We start from the raw sequence: 15837 nt of genomic DNA on the forward strand, positions 1-15837 counted from the left end.
CGCATTAGAAAACTTGGCTGCGCCAAGCCTGCGGCGCAGCCTTAGTTGCACTTATACTGGACAAGAATCTTATATCTGTATAAAAAAGACCGGAACTGACAATTTCTTGTCCGTCCGGTCTTTTTTATGTACGCAATCTTGCGTTACGCCAAGTAGCCTTTATCCCGCAGTTGCTCGATGATTTCTGCAACAGTAGCGTCTTGTTTCAACAGTTCCATCGTAACTTCCACTTGTTCCGGGGACAGGCCGTTCGCTCCGAGGCTTTCTTTTACCAACACGTCGTTAGGACGGCGGAAATACGTTTGCAACGTACGTTTCACGCGGCCTTCGAGGCTCGTTCTCAGCATCAATTCAGTCGTCGACATCTGTTCCACCTCTTTCCTAGAAAGTTTTGTGCGTAACTTCTATTATCGTACAAAACTGCCTAATAATCAACCTGTCAGTGAAACAGCTTCCTTCATCAGCACGATGCGGTTTTGCTCGTGGGAATCTTGCAAATACTGGCCGATCGGCGCACCGTCGTAAGAGATTTGCCGAAAGCTCTCAGCCAGCGCTTCCTCGCCCATCCCCGCCGCTACGCCTTCGAAAATCAGCTTCCGGGCAGCAAGCAAATACTCTTGGTCCCGTCTGATCCGGTGCAAAATTGACTCGCGCCCTTTTGCCGGGACGCCGTGCCCCGGAATGAGCTCTTCAACCTCGCCGTCCACGACCAGCTTTTCAATCGCTTGCAAGCTCGACAAGTACGCGCTGCTGTCGTCCACAAACGGAAATTCCAGGTTGGAAAGCATGTCGCCGACGACCAGCAGTTTTTGCTCGCAAAAGAGCGTCGCCAGCTGATCAACCGTATGGCCGGGAACCGGGATAAACCGCACTTCTTCCCATGCTTCCACCTGCTCGACCAGCTTGTCAAACGCGGGAGGATTCAGCTCGTACGGACGATTCACATAATACGAGCCGTCAAACTTCCTCGCCTTCTGCAGCTTTTTGGCAAGCCGCTCAGGGTCGGTAATCTTTTTGTGCCCAATCAGCTTGGCATCGGCAAATCGGGGATAGCCCACAATATGGTCCCAGTCGCCATGCGTCAAGACGAGAACAAGCTCCCGTCCGTTTCGCGCACTTTGCACATACTCGGCAATCGCCTCGATCTCGTGCGGAAAATAGGCCGGGTCAAACAAATACAGTCGGTCAGGCGTCGAAACGACCGCACTCGTTGTCTGCCACAGGCAGCTCGTAAACAGCTTGTAATCGCTCATCTTAAATACCTGGCATCAGGTTGCGTTTGTGTTCGGATATGCGGTGCAAGTAATCGATGCGCTCTTTTGCTTCCGGTCTGGTTTCTCCGGTAATCAGCAGGCGGTCGAGGTCTTCGTACGTAAAGCCCATTTCCTGCTCATCCGTTTGGCCTTCCCACAAATCGGCGGAAGGAGCTTTCGTAATGATCGCATCCGGCACGCCAAGTGCAGCGGCGAGAATGCGCATTTCGTGCTTGGTCAGGCTCGCTACCGGGTTGAAGTCAGCCAGACCGTCTCCGCCTTTTGTCATGTAGCCGACATGAATCTCGCTGCGGTTGCACGTATCGGCAACCAGATAGCCTTTCTGGTTAGCTACGGCGTACAGCACGGTCATGCGCAGGCGCGCTTTTGTATTTCCTTTTGTCTTGTCGTCGAGCGCGAGCACTCCTTCAATAGCTGGAACAAGCGCATCGTACGCAGCTCCGACATCGACTGTATGCAAATTCATTCCGATCGCTTCAGCCAAACGCTGTGAATCTTCGGCGTGAACGTTTTGCGAATACGCTGGCAGCCAGATGCCAACGACTCGTTCGCGGCCCAGGGCACGCACGCACAAAGCCGCTGTTACGGCGCTGTCGATCCCGCCGGAAATGCCTACGACTACGCCGCCCAGCCCGTTTCCGTCAATCTGCTCGCGAATAAATGCGACGCGTTTTTCGATATCGTCCTTTACATGAATCTGGTAGTTCGCCAGATGTTCTTGAAACTTGTCCACGCTACCTACCCCCAGGTTGTTTAGTTCTTCCTCATCCTACCATGCCGTTTTCACTGTGGCAATTAGCCCCAAACAGGTCTACACTGTATACTGTATAGAGAGCATTTGAACTTACGCGAGGACAAGGAGAGAGTCGATGATTATCCTCAAGACACCCGAAGAAATCGAACTGATGCACGCAGCAGGCAAGATTTTGGCTGCCTGCCATCGCGAGATTGCGAAGATGATTCGTCCTGGGCTAACCACTTGGGAAATTGAACAATTTGTAGAAGAGTTTTTGGCGAGCCACGGCGCAACACCGGAGCAAAAAGGCTTCCACGGCTACCCGTACGCCACCTGCGCTTCCGTTAACGACGTGATTTGCCACGGCTTCCCGAAAAAGGAACCGCTGCGCGATGGAGATATCGTCACGATCGACATGGTTGTGCGCAAAAACGGCTGGCTGGCGGATTCGGCCTGGTCGTACGAAGTGGGCACCGTCTCACCGGAAGCGAAAAAGCTGCTGGAAGTCACGGAAAAATCACTGTACCTGGGCATTGAACAAGCGGTTGTCGGCAACCGGATCGGCGACATTTCCCACGCGATTCAAACGTACGCCCAAGCACAAGGCTACTCGGTTGTACGCGACTTTACCGGCCACGGAATCGGACAGGAAATGCACGAGGAGCCGTTCGTTCCGCACTTCGGCCCTCCAGGACGGGGGCAGCGTCTGAAAGAAGGCATGGTCATCACGATCGAGCCGATGCTCAATATCGGCACCTACCACGCCACTGTCGATGCCGACGGTTGGACGGCCAGAACCCGCGACGGCAAGCTGTCTGCCCAGTACGAGCACACGATTGCTATTACGGCGAACGGGCCGGTTATATTGACGAAGCAATAAGTACAGGACTCAGTTGCATTGCTCAATCCATCTGCCAACGAGTCAAGGGTTTGCCTCACCTCACTCCCTTGACTCCGCTGGCTATGGTAAATCTACATTCTCGCCATTTTCATATGGCCCTCCCCCATTTCGCCATCAGCAACAGCTCTTTGTCTCCTCATTCCCGTTCTCGGATTCAGGCGTGCAGCAAACTGCTGCAATCTCCCTATGAGTATCTGCATCTGCTTTCGTGTAAAAGAACTCCCACTCGTTTCCATCCGGGTCGTGTACCCAGAATTTATCCTGGGTTGCATAACAGCAGGTAATGTTCCTTTCATCTTTATTCGAAAAAAGATTGCGCTTCTCCAAACGTGTTTTATGGATGAGGACGTCCTCTGTCGAAGCGACTTGAAATCCAAAGTGGCTCACTTGATTCCCGGTCACTTCACGGCTTACATTCAGCGTAAAATTCAAAGCTGGAGAAGACAGAAGAAACTTCGCGTAATCAGGCTTTACTTTGACAGGTTCAGCGTCAAACAGCTTAGAGTAAAACGCGATCGACTTCTCCAGATTTGTTACGTTAATCCCAATATGAGCATACAACATGACTGTTCCTCCTCAATATCAAAAAATTTTGATGTTTTGAATAAAAAAATTTTAGCAACAAGTGTTGCTAGACCGGAACACACAACAAAGCTCTTCGGAAAGAAGGTGATTGATCTGAGTTTCGTTTAGCTGATAGTAGTTCCATGTTCCATCCGTTTCTTTTTGGATGAGATTGGCATCGAGAAGGATCTTGAGATGATAGGACAGTTTGGACTGTGCCATATCCATCACTTCTGCCAAATCACATACACAAACCTTGCCGCGCTGCGTCAGTTCGTACATGATTTGCAGTCGCTTCCGATCCGCAAGAGCTTTAAATTTGGCTTCATATTGTTCAAATGTCCCGCTTATATCTCCTTGCTTCATCCTGTCTCACCTGCATCAACTTTTTTTGATGTATTAACTGTATCACCAAAATCTTGCAAAAGCAACGGATTACATCAATTTTTTTTGATATTGGAAAATGCCCCCGCTTACCTATCCGAGAACCGGGGGCATTTCATGTTATTTTCCTGCTTCCACGAACTGGACGACACGCTTCCTGATGGCATCACGAACGGTTCGGAACTGCTCCTTTACTTCCTCCTCTGTCCCTGTTGCCTTGGCTGGGTCATCGAACCCCCAATGCAGCTTGATTGCGTTTTCGTTCGGGATCAAAGGGCAATTCTCATCTGCATGCCCGCATAACGTAATGACGTAATCCGCTTTTTTCAAAATGACAGGATCAATCTTGTCGGAAGTGTGATGGCTGATATCTACTCCTGCTTCTTTCATCACATCTACAGCCCGGGGATTCAGCCCATGCGCTTCTAGCCCCGCACTCATCACCTCGTACTTTCCCCCGCCAAGCGCTTGTAAAAAACCGTGGGCCATTTGGCTCCTGCAAGAGTTGCCCGTGCAAAGAAAATAGACGAATGCTTTGTTAACCATGTTGGACTCTCCTTTACTTTTGGCCTGGATGAAAATACTTCTTCTGAAACCAAAGTGCCAAATTCACGAGTGCAATCATCACGGGCACCTCTACCAGTGGGCCGATCACCGCAGCAAACGCAGCCCCGGAGTGGAGCCCAAAGACGCCCACGGCAACAGCGATGGCCAATTCGAAATTGTTGCTTGCAGCGGTGAACGCCAGCGTAGAGGTTACTGGATAAGGAGCTCCTGCCTTTTTCCCCATGAAAACGACACCAAAAACATAATGACAAAGTAAATCAACAGTGGAATCGCAATCCGCACAACATCCAGCGGAAGCGCGACGATGACGTCCCCTTTGATCGAGAACATGACAATGATCGTAAACAGCAGAGCGATCAACGTGATCGGACTGATTTTTGGGACAAACACGCTCTCGTACCAGGTACGCCCTTTTCGGTGGACCAGCGTATAGCGTGTGATCATCCCTGCAAGAAACGGCACCCCCAAATAAATAAAGACGCTTTTGGCTACTTCAACGACAGTTATGTCAACCACCATCCCCTGCAAACCGAACCACTCTGGCAAAACTGTAATGAAAATGTACGTATAAACGGAATAGAACAAGACCTGAAAGATTGAATTGAAGGCAACCAGTCCCGCCGCGTATTCAGTGTCTCCCTTACAAAGATCGTTCCATACAATGACCATTGCAATGCAGCGAGCGAGCCCAATCATCATGAGACCTACCATGTACTCGGGATAGCCTTGCAAGAAAACAATCGCTAGCACAAACATTAAAATCGGACCAATCACCCAGTTCTGTACAAGGGATAACCCCAGCACTTTCCCGTCGCGAAACACCCGCCCCAATTCTTCATAGCGCACCTTTGCAAGCGGCGGATACATCATCAAAATGAGCCCGATTGCGATCGGAATAGATGTAGTTCCGACCTGAAATTGATTCAGGATGGCAACCGTATCAGGAATGAAAACGCCGACTCCAATTCCGAATGCCATAGCAAGAAATATCCACACGGTCAAATAGCGATCTAGGAAAGACAAGCGCTTTCCTGTGTGTTTACCCACTTTTGCCCCTCCTTTCTTACTCGCACGTCACTAGCAAACCTTGCTTACCAAGTTCCTCGATCTCGGCAGAAAGGTCGGGCAATTGACTCAATCCGTATCCTACTTCTGCCAATCTGCTTCGATTCAAGGAATAAATCACCCACTGGCCTTTTCGAGTTTCCGTGACAAATCCAGCAGCCTTGAGCCGCCCGACATGCTTAGATACCGCTGGCTGAGAAATTTTGAAGATCGGAACAAATTCACAAACACAAAAGTCCCGGAGCTTCAATAAAGCAATCATCTTCAGCCTCGTGGGATCGCCCAGCGCTTTTAGACTGTCTGCCAACTCCAAAATGTCCATGCTCCATATCCCTCCTCTCTTCACAAATAGTATAATATAACTATAAGGTTATGAATCGTTTTTACGGGTTTCTTTACAAATCCTTTACACTGGAACCAGATCGCAAATGTGCTGCCACAGCCGATCGAAACATTGACAGCAGCCTCCCCTCCCCGTAAGATGCAAGTACGTTTGTTACTAACCAGTAACATTCTGACACCCCAAAAGGAGGGTTCCCTTTCCATGGCAAAAACATTGCGCGATATTCCGCTGTCTGTGCTGGATCTCGCTCCTATTGTAGAAGGCAGTACAGCTGCCCAGTCGTTCCAAAACAGCCTTGACCTCGCCCAAAAAGTCGAGAAGTGGGGCTTTCACCGTTACTGGCTCGCGGAGCACCACGCCATGCCCAGCGTTGCCAGCTCTGCTACCTCTGTCCTGATCGGCCACATCGCGGGAGGGACATCGACAATGCGCGTTGGCTCCGGCGGGATTATGCTGCCCAATCACGCCCCACTCGTCATCGCGGAGCAGTTCGGCACTCTCGAATCGCTCTATCCGGGGCGGATTGATCTCGGGCTGGGCCGCGCTCCCGGAGCAGATCAGCGGACGGCGCGTGCGTTGCGACGCGACCTGCGGATTGGCGGGGATGACTTTCCTGAGCTTTTGGAAGAACTGCGCGAGTATTTGCGTCCGCGTACGAGCGATGCTCCCGGTGCCTTGCGCGCCATTCCCGGCGAAGGCTTGAACATTCCGATCTGGCTGCTCGGCTCCAGCGATTTTTCCGCGCGTCTCGCTGGGTTGCTCGGGCTTCCCTTCGCTTTTGCCGGACACTTTTCCCCCAACTACACATTGCCTGCCTTGCAGACATACCGCCACGCCTTCCGCCCTTCCGAGGTATTGTCCGAGCCTTACGCGATGGTGGGCGTCAATGTGATGGCGGCTGATACAAACGAGCTTGCCGAACGATTGGCCACCTCGCACTACCAGGCGTTTCTCAACCTCGTGCGCGGCGACTTGAAACCGATCCAGCCGCCCGTGGACAATATGGATGAGCTGTGGAGCGAGTTTGAGAAACTTTCGGTGCAGGCCCAACTCCGCTCCTCAATCGTGGGCGCCCCGGATACCGTGAAAAGCAAACTGTCTGAGCTTTTGGAAGCGACCCAGGCGGACGAGCTGATGATTACGACGCAAATGTACCGCCACGCCGATCGGGTGCGTTCTTTCGAGATCGTCGCGGATATTTGGAAATCGTAACAGAGAGCAGGACGCTGCCATGACCACAAGCAAACGAACCAGGGTGCCCCGCGCCAAAGCGCAAGAAATCATTTTGAACGCAGCAGAGGAACTGTTTTACCAGGAAGGCATCCATGCCGTCAGTGTAGACGCTATCGTGGAACGTGCCGGACTGAACAAAATGAGCGTCTACCGCCAGTTTTCCTCGAAGTCAGACTTGATTTTGGCCTACATGCAAAAGAAGCAGACCGTTTTCTGGCAAGAGTGGGAGCAAAGCATGGCCAAGCATCCCGACCAGCCTCGGGAGCAATTGATCCAGTTTTTTGCCGACCTGGCTGCCAGGGCGTCTTCCCCGGAATTTCGTGGCTGCTGCTTCATCAACGTCTCGATCGAGTTTCCCGACACCGCCCATCCGGTTCGCGAACTGGTTTGCACGCATCAGAAACGGATTTCGGATGCCTTCCTGGAACGCACAACGGCGCTTGGTGCCGCGAATCCATGTGAGTTGGCCTACACGCTGATGCTGTTGATGGAAGGAACGTACGCCGACAGTCAGACGTACGGAACAGACAGCGCCGCCATCCGGATGGTGCCGACGATTGTGGAAAAGCTGCTCGACGCCGCGCTTCGCGAATAAAAGGCAATACGCAAAAAAGTGGCTGACTGCCGTTTGGGCGGTCGCCACTTTCTCTGTTTTCACAAGCCCGCATCCTTTTTTACGCGCATCCTTAATGCTGGCCGCTTGTTGCGTACTTCTCTTTGTTGGTCATTTCTTCCAAGGCTTTTACGTCTTTCTCCAGCTCTTGGATGTCTTCTTCAATCAGCTTTTTCAGGTGCTGCTTTTCCCGCAAAACTTTGCGAGTCTGCTCCAGACGCTGATTCAAATCGAACACGCCGAGATACACTGCCGTTCCCTCCCTATGTACATTCTCCACCTTACATGTTATGCACCCGGATGCCGAAGTTGACTGGATTTCCGCCAATAATTTTCCTCAGCCAGTTGCGCCCGAACAGCTTGCCTTTTCGCCAAAAGAAAAAGGCTCCCCGTGCCAAGTGGACAAGGAACCCTTTTTGCTGCTTACAAGCCTCTGTATTTGCTCAGTTCTTCCCGCAAACGATGCACTTCCTGCACCAGCGCCTGTTTCTCCAGACGGTCAATTTCCGAATCGAGATCGTTCATCCGCGAATGTCCAGCCTTCGGAGTGTCGTACAAGCCAAATCCGTCACCGGCAAATGCCCAGCTCGGTTCTTTTGGCATGATCATCGCCATGAGCAGATAGATCAGGATCGGAAATCCTGTACAAACAGTCAAAATGACAACGCCTACACGTACAAGCGTCGAATCAACGCGCAAAAACTGGGCAATGCCTCCACAAACCCCAAACAGTCGCTTGTCTTGCGAAGAGCGGTATAAACGTCTTTCCATGGGAACCAATCCTTCCTCTACAATATCCGCTTGCCTTATATGTATTAAGGATACCCTAGTGCGTAGCGCGGCAAAATGGCCCATAGAGGGATTTGTCCTCAGCCCCTAGACGGATATCGGCTTTTCGTGTATGAAAACCGCGCAGAATAGTCACGCTACTAACGAGGTGAAGCATGATGCGGTTTCTTCTGTTCCTCTTCACAGGCTTGCTCCTTGGCGGCTGTACGACTGCAGATGGGCAGGAACGCTCCTACATCCAAAGCGATCGGAATTTGTACTACCAGCAAAGTGTCGTTCACCCGCTGGGCCAAGAGCCGAACGCCACTCCTTATGGCACGCCTGCCAATGCCGGGACTTCCTCCGATTACGACAGCTGGATCAGACCCGATGCCATTTCCCGTTATCCCGGTCTGAACTAGCGAACAAGAGAACGCCAAAAACCGTTCCAGCTGCCTGCCGGAACGGTTTTTCTCTGTCTACAAGCGCGATTACTTGGATGCAGGGTCAGGCTCGTAGACGGGACGCGGGCGGTCAAACAAATCTCCCAAAGTGGCATACGTATGCCCTGCCAGCCTGCTTACGGGTGCGAAGGCATGGGCGTCAATTCGCCCGGCGTGATACAGCTCGTCGGCTACATGTACGTGCACAACTTCCCCGATGATCAGGTCGGATGTAGTCGGACTTCCCAACTCGACGACCTGGTGCAGCTTGCATTCAAAATGAATCCGCGATGCCAAAAGTCTTGGAACCGCAACAACCGACGAAGGAGCAACGGCAAGGCCGAGTGCGTCGACCTCGCTCACTTGTGGCGGATAGTCGGCAGATGTCTGGTTGACGGCGTCCACATTGTGAACATCCACCATGTTGACGACAAACTCGCCCGTCTCCACGATGTTTTGCGCCGTATCTTTGCGGACGCTGCCCGGCTTGCGCATGACAGCGACAGACACCATCATCGGCTCGATGCTCGCCACATTGAAATAGCTGAAAGGAGCGGCGTTGATGACACCGTTGCCATCCTGCGAAGTCACCCAGGCGATAGGCCGGGGAATGATGCAGCCGATCAACAGTTTGTACTTCTCCTGCCTTTGTAACTCGTCAATCCTGATTTCCATCGTGATCCCGCCTTTTTTACGCGAAAAACGTCTCGACGTTATTTATGGTAAGTGATGCGACCACTTGCGATCAACCGTAACGCTCACGGCCGCTTTTGTGTTCACTCGGACGGCAGCCAGCTCGACATGTACGCTTCGTCCTCCACTGCCAACGCTTCTTTTGTGACGTAAAGCGGCTGGAACGTATCCAGCATGACCGCCAGCTCCATCGTTTCCTTTTTGCCGATGCTCGCCTCGATTTTGCCCGGGTGCGGCCCGTGCGGAATGCCCATCGGGTGCAGTGTGATCGATCCTTCGTATACGCCTTTTCGGCTCATGAAGTTGCCATCCACATAGTATAACACCTCGTCGCTCTCCACATTACTGTGGTAGTACGGAGCGGGGATCGCCTGCGGATGGTAGTCGTACATCCGCGGCACGAACGAGCAGATGACAAAATTTTGTCCGGCAAACGTCTGATGCACCGGAGGCGGCTGATGGATGCGCCCGGTAATCGGCTCAAAATCGTGAACACTCAGCGCGTACGGATACAAGTAGCCATCCCAGCCTACGACGTCAAACGGATGGAAGTCGAAAAAGTAGCTGTAGACAACGGATTGGCGCTTGACGCGCACTTCGAACTGGCCGCTCTCTACGTGTGTCACCAGCTTTTCCGGTACGCGAATGTCCCGTTCGCAAAAAGGGGAATGTTCCAACAATTGACCGTGCTCGTTGCGATAGCGCTTCGGAGGGACGATTTCGTTTTGCGATTCAATCACCAAAAAGCGGCTCTGCACACTGGGCACGATCCGATACGTCGTGCCGATCGGAATGACCAAATAATCTCCGGGACGGTAGGTAATCGTGCCGAAGATCGTTTGCAGCTCGCCCTCTCCCTCGTGCACAAACACGACTTCGTCGCCGTCTGCATTGCGGTAAAAGTAATCCATCGGCTCTGTCGGCGAACAAACGCCCATGACTACATCGCTGTTCCCCAGCAAGTAGCGGCGGCCAAAAACCGGATCGCCTCCTTGTGCCAGGTCAAACGTTTTGAAATGCTGGTGCTTCAAATCCGCCTGCTCTACAAATTCCAAGCGCACATCCGCATATTTGCGCGTCTCGCGCACTTGCGTCGGCGGGTTGTGATGGTACAAAATCGACTGGATGCCAGAGAACCCTTTCGTTCCCATTACTTGCTCGCGGTACAGCTGGCCGTCCGGTTTGTAAAAAGTCGTGTGCCGTTTTTGCGGCAATTCTCCCATGCGGTGATAAAAAGCCATCCTGCTTCCCCCTCTATTATCGTGATTCGCTGATCGTATTTCTGAGCACGCCCAGGCGCTCTACTTCAAGCTCTACCACGTCGCCCGGCTTGAGCCATCCGTATTGCTCCGGCCCCAGCTCCAGAATGCAGCCAGTGCCCACTGTCCCGGAACCGATGACATCGCCCGGATACAGCATGCAATCTTGCGAGGCCCTGGCGATCATTTCCGCAAACGTATAGTGGATGTCGAGCAAATTGCCGCGGGAATACTCCACGCCGTTCACCCGCGCCACCATCGTCAGATCGTAGCGCTCGCCTTTTGCTCCCGCTACTCGTACATCCTCCAGCTCTTCCGGCGTAACGAGCCACGGCCCCATCGAAGTAGCGAAGTCTTTGCCTTTTGCTGGCCCAAGCCCGACCTTGACCTCTTCACGCTGAATGTCGCGGGCACTCCAATCGTTGAGGATGCAAAAGCCTGCTATATGCTCGTGGGCACGCTCTGGCGGAATATCTGCCCCTGCCTTGCCAATCACGCACGCGACTTCCAGTTCATAGTCGAGCCATTCTGTCGCTTTTGGCTGCTGGATGCTCGCGTCCGGCCCCAAAAAGGCTGCTGCATTGGAAAAGTAAAAGACCGGGAACCGATACCACTCGGGAATCATATCCAGTCCGCGCCGTGCCCGGGCTGTCTTCACATGCGCTTCAAAGGCGTAAAAATCGCGAAAGCTCGCCGGGCGCGGCAATGGCGAGCCGAGGAACACGTCCTCTGTGGCCAGACCCGTTGCTTGCACGTCTGCGCTTTGCGCAAGCGTCAGCAAACGCCCTTTCCATTCCTCCCACTGTTCCAACAATCCCAGCAGCGTATCGGGTGCGCCCGGCAGCGCCTGCGCGATGTCTGTGATTTTGCCTTCCGCAAGCAGTCCGGCGCGCCACGCTCCCCTGTCGATTTGTCGATAGGAAACCAGTTTCATGCGCTTCCCTCCTTCCTTTTGTTGCACAAAAAAACCCAGCTCGCCCCCGTTCGCTCAAATCGGTGCATGACAAAGGAAAGGGGTGTCCCTGTATCTTGTCAAAAGCTCCGAAACGTGCGTCAGGCGCAAGCTGGGTCTGTCTGCTACCGAAAAAAATCTTGCGGGATTTTTCCCCGCAGACAACCAGCTGTTTCCACAGCTTATTTGTTTGTTTCTTCTATCATATCGAAAACGCTTTCTGCTTTCCACAGAAATTTGCCGAATTTTTTTGCGACTTCTTTCTAGCTGCCCGCAGGCCGTTCCGGGAAAAACGTTCGCAGCAATTGCTGCATATCCGCTGGCAATGGCTCGGCAAATTCCATAGGCTCGTTGCTGCGCGGGTGAACAAAAGACAGTCTTGCCGCGTGAAGCGCCTGTCTTCCGATATGCTCCCGTCCGCCCAGGTAAAGGTCGTCGCCTGCAAGCGGATGACCGACGCTTTGCATATGTACCCGAATCTGATGCGTACGGCCTGTCTCCAGCTTCAGCTCCAGCAACGTCATGCCCTCACCGCGAGCCAGTACCCGATAATGCGTAACAGCCGATTGACCGTCTGGCCGGATTTGCCTCGTGATAAACGAATTTTCCGCAAGCCCGATTGGCGAATCAATCGTGCCTGCATCGTTCGCAACGATCCCTTCGGCAATCGCCTGATAAAAGCGCTGGAGCGTCCGCTCTTGCTGCATGCGGCTGAACTGCTCGTGCGCCCACTGGTTTTTGGCGACAATCATCAAGCCTGACGTATCTTTGTCCAGGCGGTTGACTGCGCGAAACCGCCGCGCTTCGCCCCGCTTTTTCCAATAGGCAATCACCCCGTTGGCAAGCGTACCTGACGGATGGTTGCCTGTCGGGTGCACGACCAGTCCAGCCGGCTTGGCGATGACCAGCAAATCGTCGTCCTCATAACGAATGCAGAGCGGCATTTCCTCAGGAGCTACCGTCTCTTCTGTTTCTTCTTCGACCATGACAGCCACTTCGTCTCCGGCTTGCAGCTTTTCATTCACGAACACGAGGACTCCGTTGCGCGTAATCGTTCCTTTGAATTTGGCCCGGATCAGCAAGCGGCGCGACACACCGTAACGCTTTTGCAGCACATCCCGCACCGTTTGTCCTGCATCTATCTCATCCGCTGTAAAGCGTATCAATTCTTCCTGCATGTTGTCTCTCCTTTGGGATTTTCCCTGTTGTCCAGTATAGCAAAAAGTCCCGGTGAGTAGACAACCTTTGCGAGGTTAAAGCGGGCGATTTTCCCTGACCTCAATCACAAAAGCATGTCCCGCATCGCCTTGGCTCCACTGCCCGCGAACGTCAAACAAATACCAGCCCGGCTGCTCGGGAGCCTTCCATTGGTTTCCGTTTTCAAGGAGCTGTTCGATCCGCTTCGAGCCGATCCATTGCGCGACCGTGAGAGACTCCGTCGTGGGCGGGGGCGAATATGTAACGGTTAGCATGGCGCCGGGATTCACTTGCAACGGCTTGGGCTTTTGTTCCCCAATCACTTCCGGCGGAGCGGCCATGTCCATGCAGACACCCTCGTTTTCGTAGTTCCAGCAGTATGAGGTCGGAACCGTCACGGCTGTTTTACCTTTCCACGCGATGACAGGCGCTGGCGGTTGGGCCAGCTCTTGAAAAGACGACTGATTGAGCATGCCAAGCTGACAGCCTGTCAGCAGCAAGACAGCTGCCATGTACAGCGGGGCTATCTTTTCTACCTTTTTCATCCAATCACCTCTATGTATGAGACGCGAAAAAGAGCGGTTCGTTTCAACCGCTCCTGGCAATTTGTGCTATCGCTTTATCGAACACGTACAGTGGAAGGAAACCAACTATCGCAGCGTCTTGATGAGCAAACAGCTGACGCCCTCATAAAGCCCGGCTTCCTACTGCCACACACTCGTCGGGATGGAAAAGGCACGGGACATTTCCGCCAGGTACGCATCGAGCTGCTCGGCGGGATTGTGTACCGCCTGGCCGTGACATACTTCCAGCCGAAGCGGGTTCAACTCTAGCACGATTCGGCTGCTTTTCACCGCTTCTGTCATGTCGGCCGTGAACATCGGCATCGGGCGGTGCAGTTTTCCCCGCTTGGAGGTAAACAGATCACCTGCCAGCAGGACGCGATCTTGCTCGTGGTAGTAGACGACGTGACCAGGCGAATGCCCTGGCGTGAGGTACGGCTTGAGTCCAGCGATCGCAGCCAGTCCTCCGTCCTCTGTTTCCGCGAGCGGCTTCGCCAGGCCCGGCTGAACGTTCTTTTCCAGCTTTTTGCGGCGCGGATACAGCTCTCTGCCTTCCATGTACGGAATCTCGATCCGATGGGCATACACCGGAACGGGCATCGTTTCCACCAGCCGCTTGACGGCTCCTACGTGATCGGAATGGCCGTGCGTCAACAAAATTTGCTTCAATGGCCCTGCTCCCTGTTTTTGCAGAAACGCCGCAATGCCTTTTGCCATGAACGGCATCCCCGCATCAACCAGCGTCACGCCGTCCTCTTCTACCACCGCCCAGACACGAACCGGAATCAGCATCCAGCTGCGGATGCACCAGATGTGCTTGGAGATTTGCTCGATCTTCATTTTTCACCACTCCTTGTCATCGTTTGTTTGCTGCCCGCGAGGATGACATCCACAGCCAGATCGAACGTCGGCGCCAATCTGCCTAGCAACTCTTCCAGCGATTCCTCTGAATGGGTATACGTCCCGACGATGCCGTGCAACGTATAAAAATAAATCCGTGCATATGCTAAAGCTTCCTCTTCCCCGACCTCAGGCGGCAAGCAGAGCAACACGGCTTTTCTCAACAGCCCGAACAAGTGCGTGCGCAGCGCCTGAAGCTCTTGTTCCGGCTCTTCTTCGTCTATGCGCGATGCTTTGATCATGAAAAACAGCGTGTACATGTTGCGATTCCCCAGGCAAAAGCGGATGAACTGGCGACTGATTTCACGCAGTTTTTCCTCGGATGACCGCTTTTCATCCGCAAGCGCAGCTTCCATTGCCTGTACCAACGTTTGCAGCGGCCCTTTGGAAAGCTGATGCAGAAGCGCTTCCTTGTCTTTGAAATAAATGTAGAGCGTCGTATGTGAACAGCCTGCCGCCTTGGCGATTTCCCGAATCGAGACGGCCTCGAAGCCCCGCTCCGCGAAAAGTTGTGTCGCGGCCGCGAGAATCGCCCGCTTCGTTTCCTCTGATCGCACTTCCTGTCTGCTTGCCATGCAAGACTCCACTCCTGACTTCCACCAACCAAAATAACCAGTGGTTAGTAACCGTTGGTAATAATATAACCACTGGTTACTAAAATCGTCAACACATTTTTGCAGCTCCCCAAAAAACAGGCGCCGCCTGGACAAAAACAATACAAAAAACCCCCCCTCGTCTCCATAGACGAAAAGGGGGTCTGACTCTCAGCAGATTGCTTGCGAAAAAGCTTACTTCGCAGCTTTTGCAGCAGCGATTGCCGCTTCGTAGTTTGGATGCTCACCAGCAGCAGCCACATACTCCGCATGAACTACTTTGTCATTTGCATCGATTACGAATACAGCGCGGGACAGCAGACGAAATTCCTTGATCGCTACGCCGTAAGCTGTACCGAAGGACAGGTCTTTGTGGTCGGATACAGTTTTCACTTTGTCGATGCCAGCAGCACCGCACCAGCGGTTTTGCGCGAATGGCAGGTCAACGGAAACAGTCAGAACTGTTACGCCTTCCAGACCGGCAGCCTCTTCGTTGAAACGACGAGTTTGCGCGTCGCAAACACCTGTGTCGATGGATGGGATTACGGAGATGATGCGAACGGTTCCTTTGGAATCGTCCAGAGTTACAGGGGACAGGTCGCCGCCTACTACGGTGAAGTTAGGAGCAGTATCTCCCACTTTGATTTCCGGACCGAGCAGGGTAACAGGACCCCCTTTGAAAACAAATGCGCCTTGACGCTCAACAGCAGTTGTCATGATTTCTTCCTCCTCACCAATACTTCCATATGTACCTCATTTATCATACCCTATCATTCACTTTTTTTCACT

Annotated in this window: 21 protein-coding genes and 1 pseudogene; 4 read left to right on the forward strand and 18 right to left on the reverse strand. The window is 53.0% G+C overall.

From position 1 onward, the window contains the following. Window positions 1-143: 143 nt before the first annotated feature. From M2298_RS20820 to nadE, 3 genes are all read right to left on the reverse strand, one after another. Window positions 144-365: a hypothetical protein gene (locus M2298_RS20820; protein WP_063230062.1), complete on the reverse strand. Its 222-nt coding sequence runs from the start codon at window positions 363-365 to the stop codon at window positions 144-146. Between the two features lie 66 nt (window positions 366-431). Beyond that, entirely contained in the window at window positions 432-1253 is an 822-nt protein-coding gene (locus M2298_RS20825; protein WP_280649045.1) for an MBL fold metallo-hydrolase, read from the reverse strand. Between the two features lies 1 nt (window position 1254). Beyond that, a complete protein-coding gene (gene nadE / locus M2298_RS20830) occupies window positions 1255-2007 on the reverse strand; it encodes an NAD(+) synthase (RefSeq protein WP_122964788.1) in 753 nt (250 codons plus the stop codon). A gap of 136 nt (window positions 2008-2143) precedes the next feature. On the opposite strand from nadE, the gene map reads away from it, so the two are divergent. Then, window positions 2144-2890 carry a type I methionyl aminopeptidase gene (gene map, locus M2298_RS20835; protein ID WP_122964787.1) on the forward strand — a complete coding sequence of 249 codons (747 nt, stop codon included), beginning with the start codon at window positions 2144-2146 and terminating at the stop codon, window positions 2888-2890. Window positions 2891-3025: 135 nt separating this feature from the next. Here the strand turns inward: map and M2298_RS20840 are convergent, their stop codons facing one another. The 5 genes and pseudogenes from M2298_RS20840 to M2298_RS20860 form a co-directional block, all read right to left on the reverse strand. Further along, window positions 3026-3475: an ArsI/CadI family heavy metal resistance metalloenzyme gene (locus tag M2298_RS20840; protein ID WP_122964786.1), complete on the reverse strand. Its 450-nt coding sequence runs from the start codon at window positions 3473-3475 to the stop codon at window positions 3026-3028. Between the two features lie 51 nt (window positions 3476-3526). Continuing rightward, window positions 3527-3826 carry an ArsR/SmtB family transcription factor gene (locus tag M2298_RS20845; protein ID WP_122964842.1) on the reverse strand — a complete coding sequence of 100 codons (300 nt, stop codon included), beginning with the start codon at window positions 3824-3826 and terminating at the stop codon, window positions 3527-3529. A 153-nt stretch (window positions 3827-3979) separates the two neighbouring features. Then, entirely contained in the window at window positions 3980-4405 is a 426-nt protein-coding gene (gene arsC / locus M2298_RS20850) for an arsenate reductase (thioredoxin) (RefSeq protein ID WP_122964785.1), read from the reverse strand. 13 nt (window positions 4406-4418) lie between these two features. Continuing rightward, window positions 4419-5404, reverse strand: a pseudogene (gene arsB, locus M2298_RS20855) (ACR3 family arsenite efflux transporter). Window positions 5405-5489: 85 nt separating this feature from the next. Further along, the gene (locus M2298_RS20860) at window positions 5490-5813 is read right to left on the reverse strand and encodes an ArsR/SmtB family transcription factor (protein WP_173599600.1); all 324 of its coding nucleotides are present in this window, start codon (window positions 5811-5813) and stop codon (window positions 5490-5492) included. A 222-nt stretch (window positions 5814-6035) separates the two neighbouring features. Here M2298_RS20860 and M2298_RS20865 point away from each other — a divergent pair, with 222 nt between their 5' ends. Together M2298_RS20865 and M2298_RS20870 are read left to right on the forward strand one after the other, a co-directional pair. After that, a complete protein-coding gene (locus M2298_RS20865) occupies window positions 6036-7046 on the forward strand; it encodes an LLM class flavin-dependent oxidoreductase (protein WP_122964782.1) in 1011 nt (336 codons plus the stop codon). A 19-nt stretch (window positions 7047-7065) separates the two neighbouring features. After that, a complete protein-coding gene (locus tag M2298_RS20870) occupies window positions 7066-7662 on the forward strand; it encodes a TetR/AcrR family transcriptional regulator (protein WP_280649046.1) in 597 nt (198 codons plus the stop codon). Between the two features lie 91 nt (window positions 7663-7753). Here the strand turns inward: M2298_RS20870 and M2298_RS20875 are convergent, their stop codons facing one another. Further along, window positions 7754-7930: a hypothetical protein gene (locus tag M2298_RS20875; protein WP_167470310.1), complete on the reverse strand. Its 177-nt coding sequence runs from the start codon at window positions 7928-7930 to the stop codon at window positions 7754-7756. Between the two features lie 173 nt (window positions 7931-8103). After that, on the reverse strand, window positions 8104-8451 hold the full coding sequence (locus M2298_RS20880) for a PspC domain-containing protein (RefSeq protein WP_122964780.1): 348 nt from the start codon (window positions 8449-8451) through the stop codon (window positions 8104-8106). A gap of 173 nt (window positions 8452-8624) precedes the next feature. On the opposite strand from M2298_RS20880, the gene M2298_RS20885 reads away from it, so the two are divergent. Beyond that, complete coding sequence (locus M2298_RS20885) at window positions 8625-8870, forward strand: hypothetical protein (protein ID WP_280649047.1); 246 nt, start codon at window positions 8625-8627, stop codon at window positions 8868-8870. A 69-nt stretch (window positions 8871-8939) separates the two neighbouring features. Here M2298_RS20885 and M2298_RS20890 read toward each other — a convergent pair whose 3' ends face one another. The 8 genes from M2298_RS20890 to tpx all read right to left on the reverse strand — a co-directional run bounded on the left by M2298_RS20890 (window position 8940) and on the right by tpx (window position 15765). Next, window positions 8940-9566, reverse strand: a complete 627-nt coding sequence (locus tag M2298_RS20890; RefSeq protein ID WP_122964778.1) for a flavin reductase family protein — start codon at window positions 9564-9566, stop codon at window positions 8940-8942. Window positions 9567-9667: 101 nt separating this feature from the next. Beyond that, on the reverse strand, window positions 9668-10825 hold the full coding sequence (locus M2298_RS20895) for a homogentisate 1,2-dioxygenase (RefSeq protein WP_122964777.1): 1158 nt from the start codon (window positions 10823-10825) through the stop codon (window positions 9668-9670). Window positions 10826-10841: 16 nt separating this feature from the next. Next, a complete protein-coding gene (locus tag M2298_RS20900; protein WP_122964776.1) occupies window positions 10842-11777 on the reverse strand; it encodes a fumarylacetoacetate hydrolase family protein in 936 nt (311 codons plus the stop codon). Between the two features lie 281 nt (window positions 11778-12058). Continuing rightward, complete coding sequence (locus M2298_RS20905; RefSeq protein ID WP_122964775.1) at window positions 12059-12973, reverse strand: RluA family pseudouridine synthase; 915 nt, start codon at window positions 12971-12973, stop codon at window positions 12059-12061. Between the two features lie 75 nt (window positions 12974-13048). Next, window positions 13049-13537: a hypothetical protein gene (locus M2298_RS20910; protein ID WP_122964774.1), complete on the reverse strand. Its 489-nt coding sequence runs from the start codon at window positions 13535-13537 to the stop codon at window positions 13049-13051. A 159-nt stretch (window positions 13538-13696) separates the two neighbouring features. Further along, window positions 13697-14395 carry an MBL fold metallo-hydrolase gene (locus M2298_RS20915; protein WP_122964773.1) on the reverse strand — a complete coding sequence of 233 codons (699 nt, stop codon included), beginning with the start codon at window positions 14393-14395 and terminating at the stop codon, window positions 13697-13699. After that, entirely contained in the window at window positions 14392-15030 is a 639-nt protein-coding gene (locus M2298_RS20920; RefSeq protein ID WP_280649048.1) for a TetR/AcrR family transcriptional regulator, read from the reverse strand. The genes M2298_RS20915 and M2298_RS20920 overlap by 4 nt, the downstream gene beginning before the upstream one ends. Window positions 15031-15243: 213 nt before the next feature. Beyond that, window positions 15244-15765 (reverse strand): thiol peroxidase, encoded by a 522-nt coding sequence (tpx, locus tag M2298_RS20925; RefSeq protein ID WP_122964771.1) that lies wholly within the window; start codon window positions 15763-15765, stop codon window positions 15244-15246. Window positions 15766-15837 lie beyond the last annotated feature (72 nt).

Source organism: Brevibacillus sp. 1238 (assembly GCF_029892995.1).
Taxonomy (GTDB): Bacteria; Bacillota; Bacilli; order Brevibacillales; family Brevibacillaceae; genus Brevibacillus; species Brevibacillus parabrevis.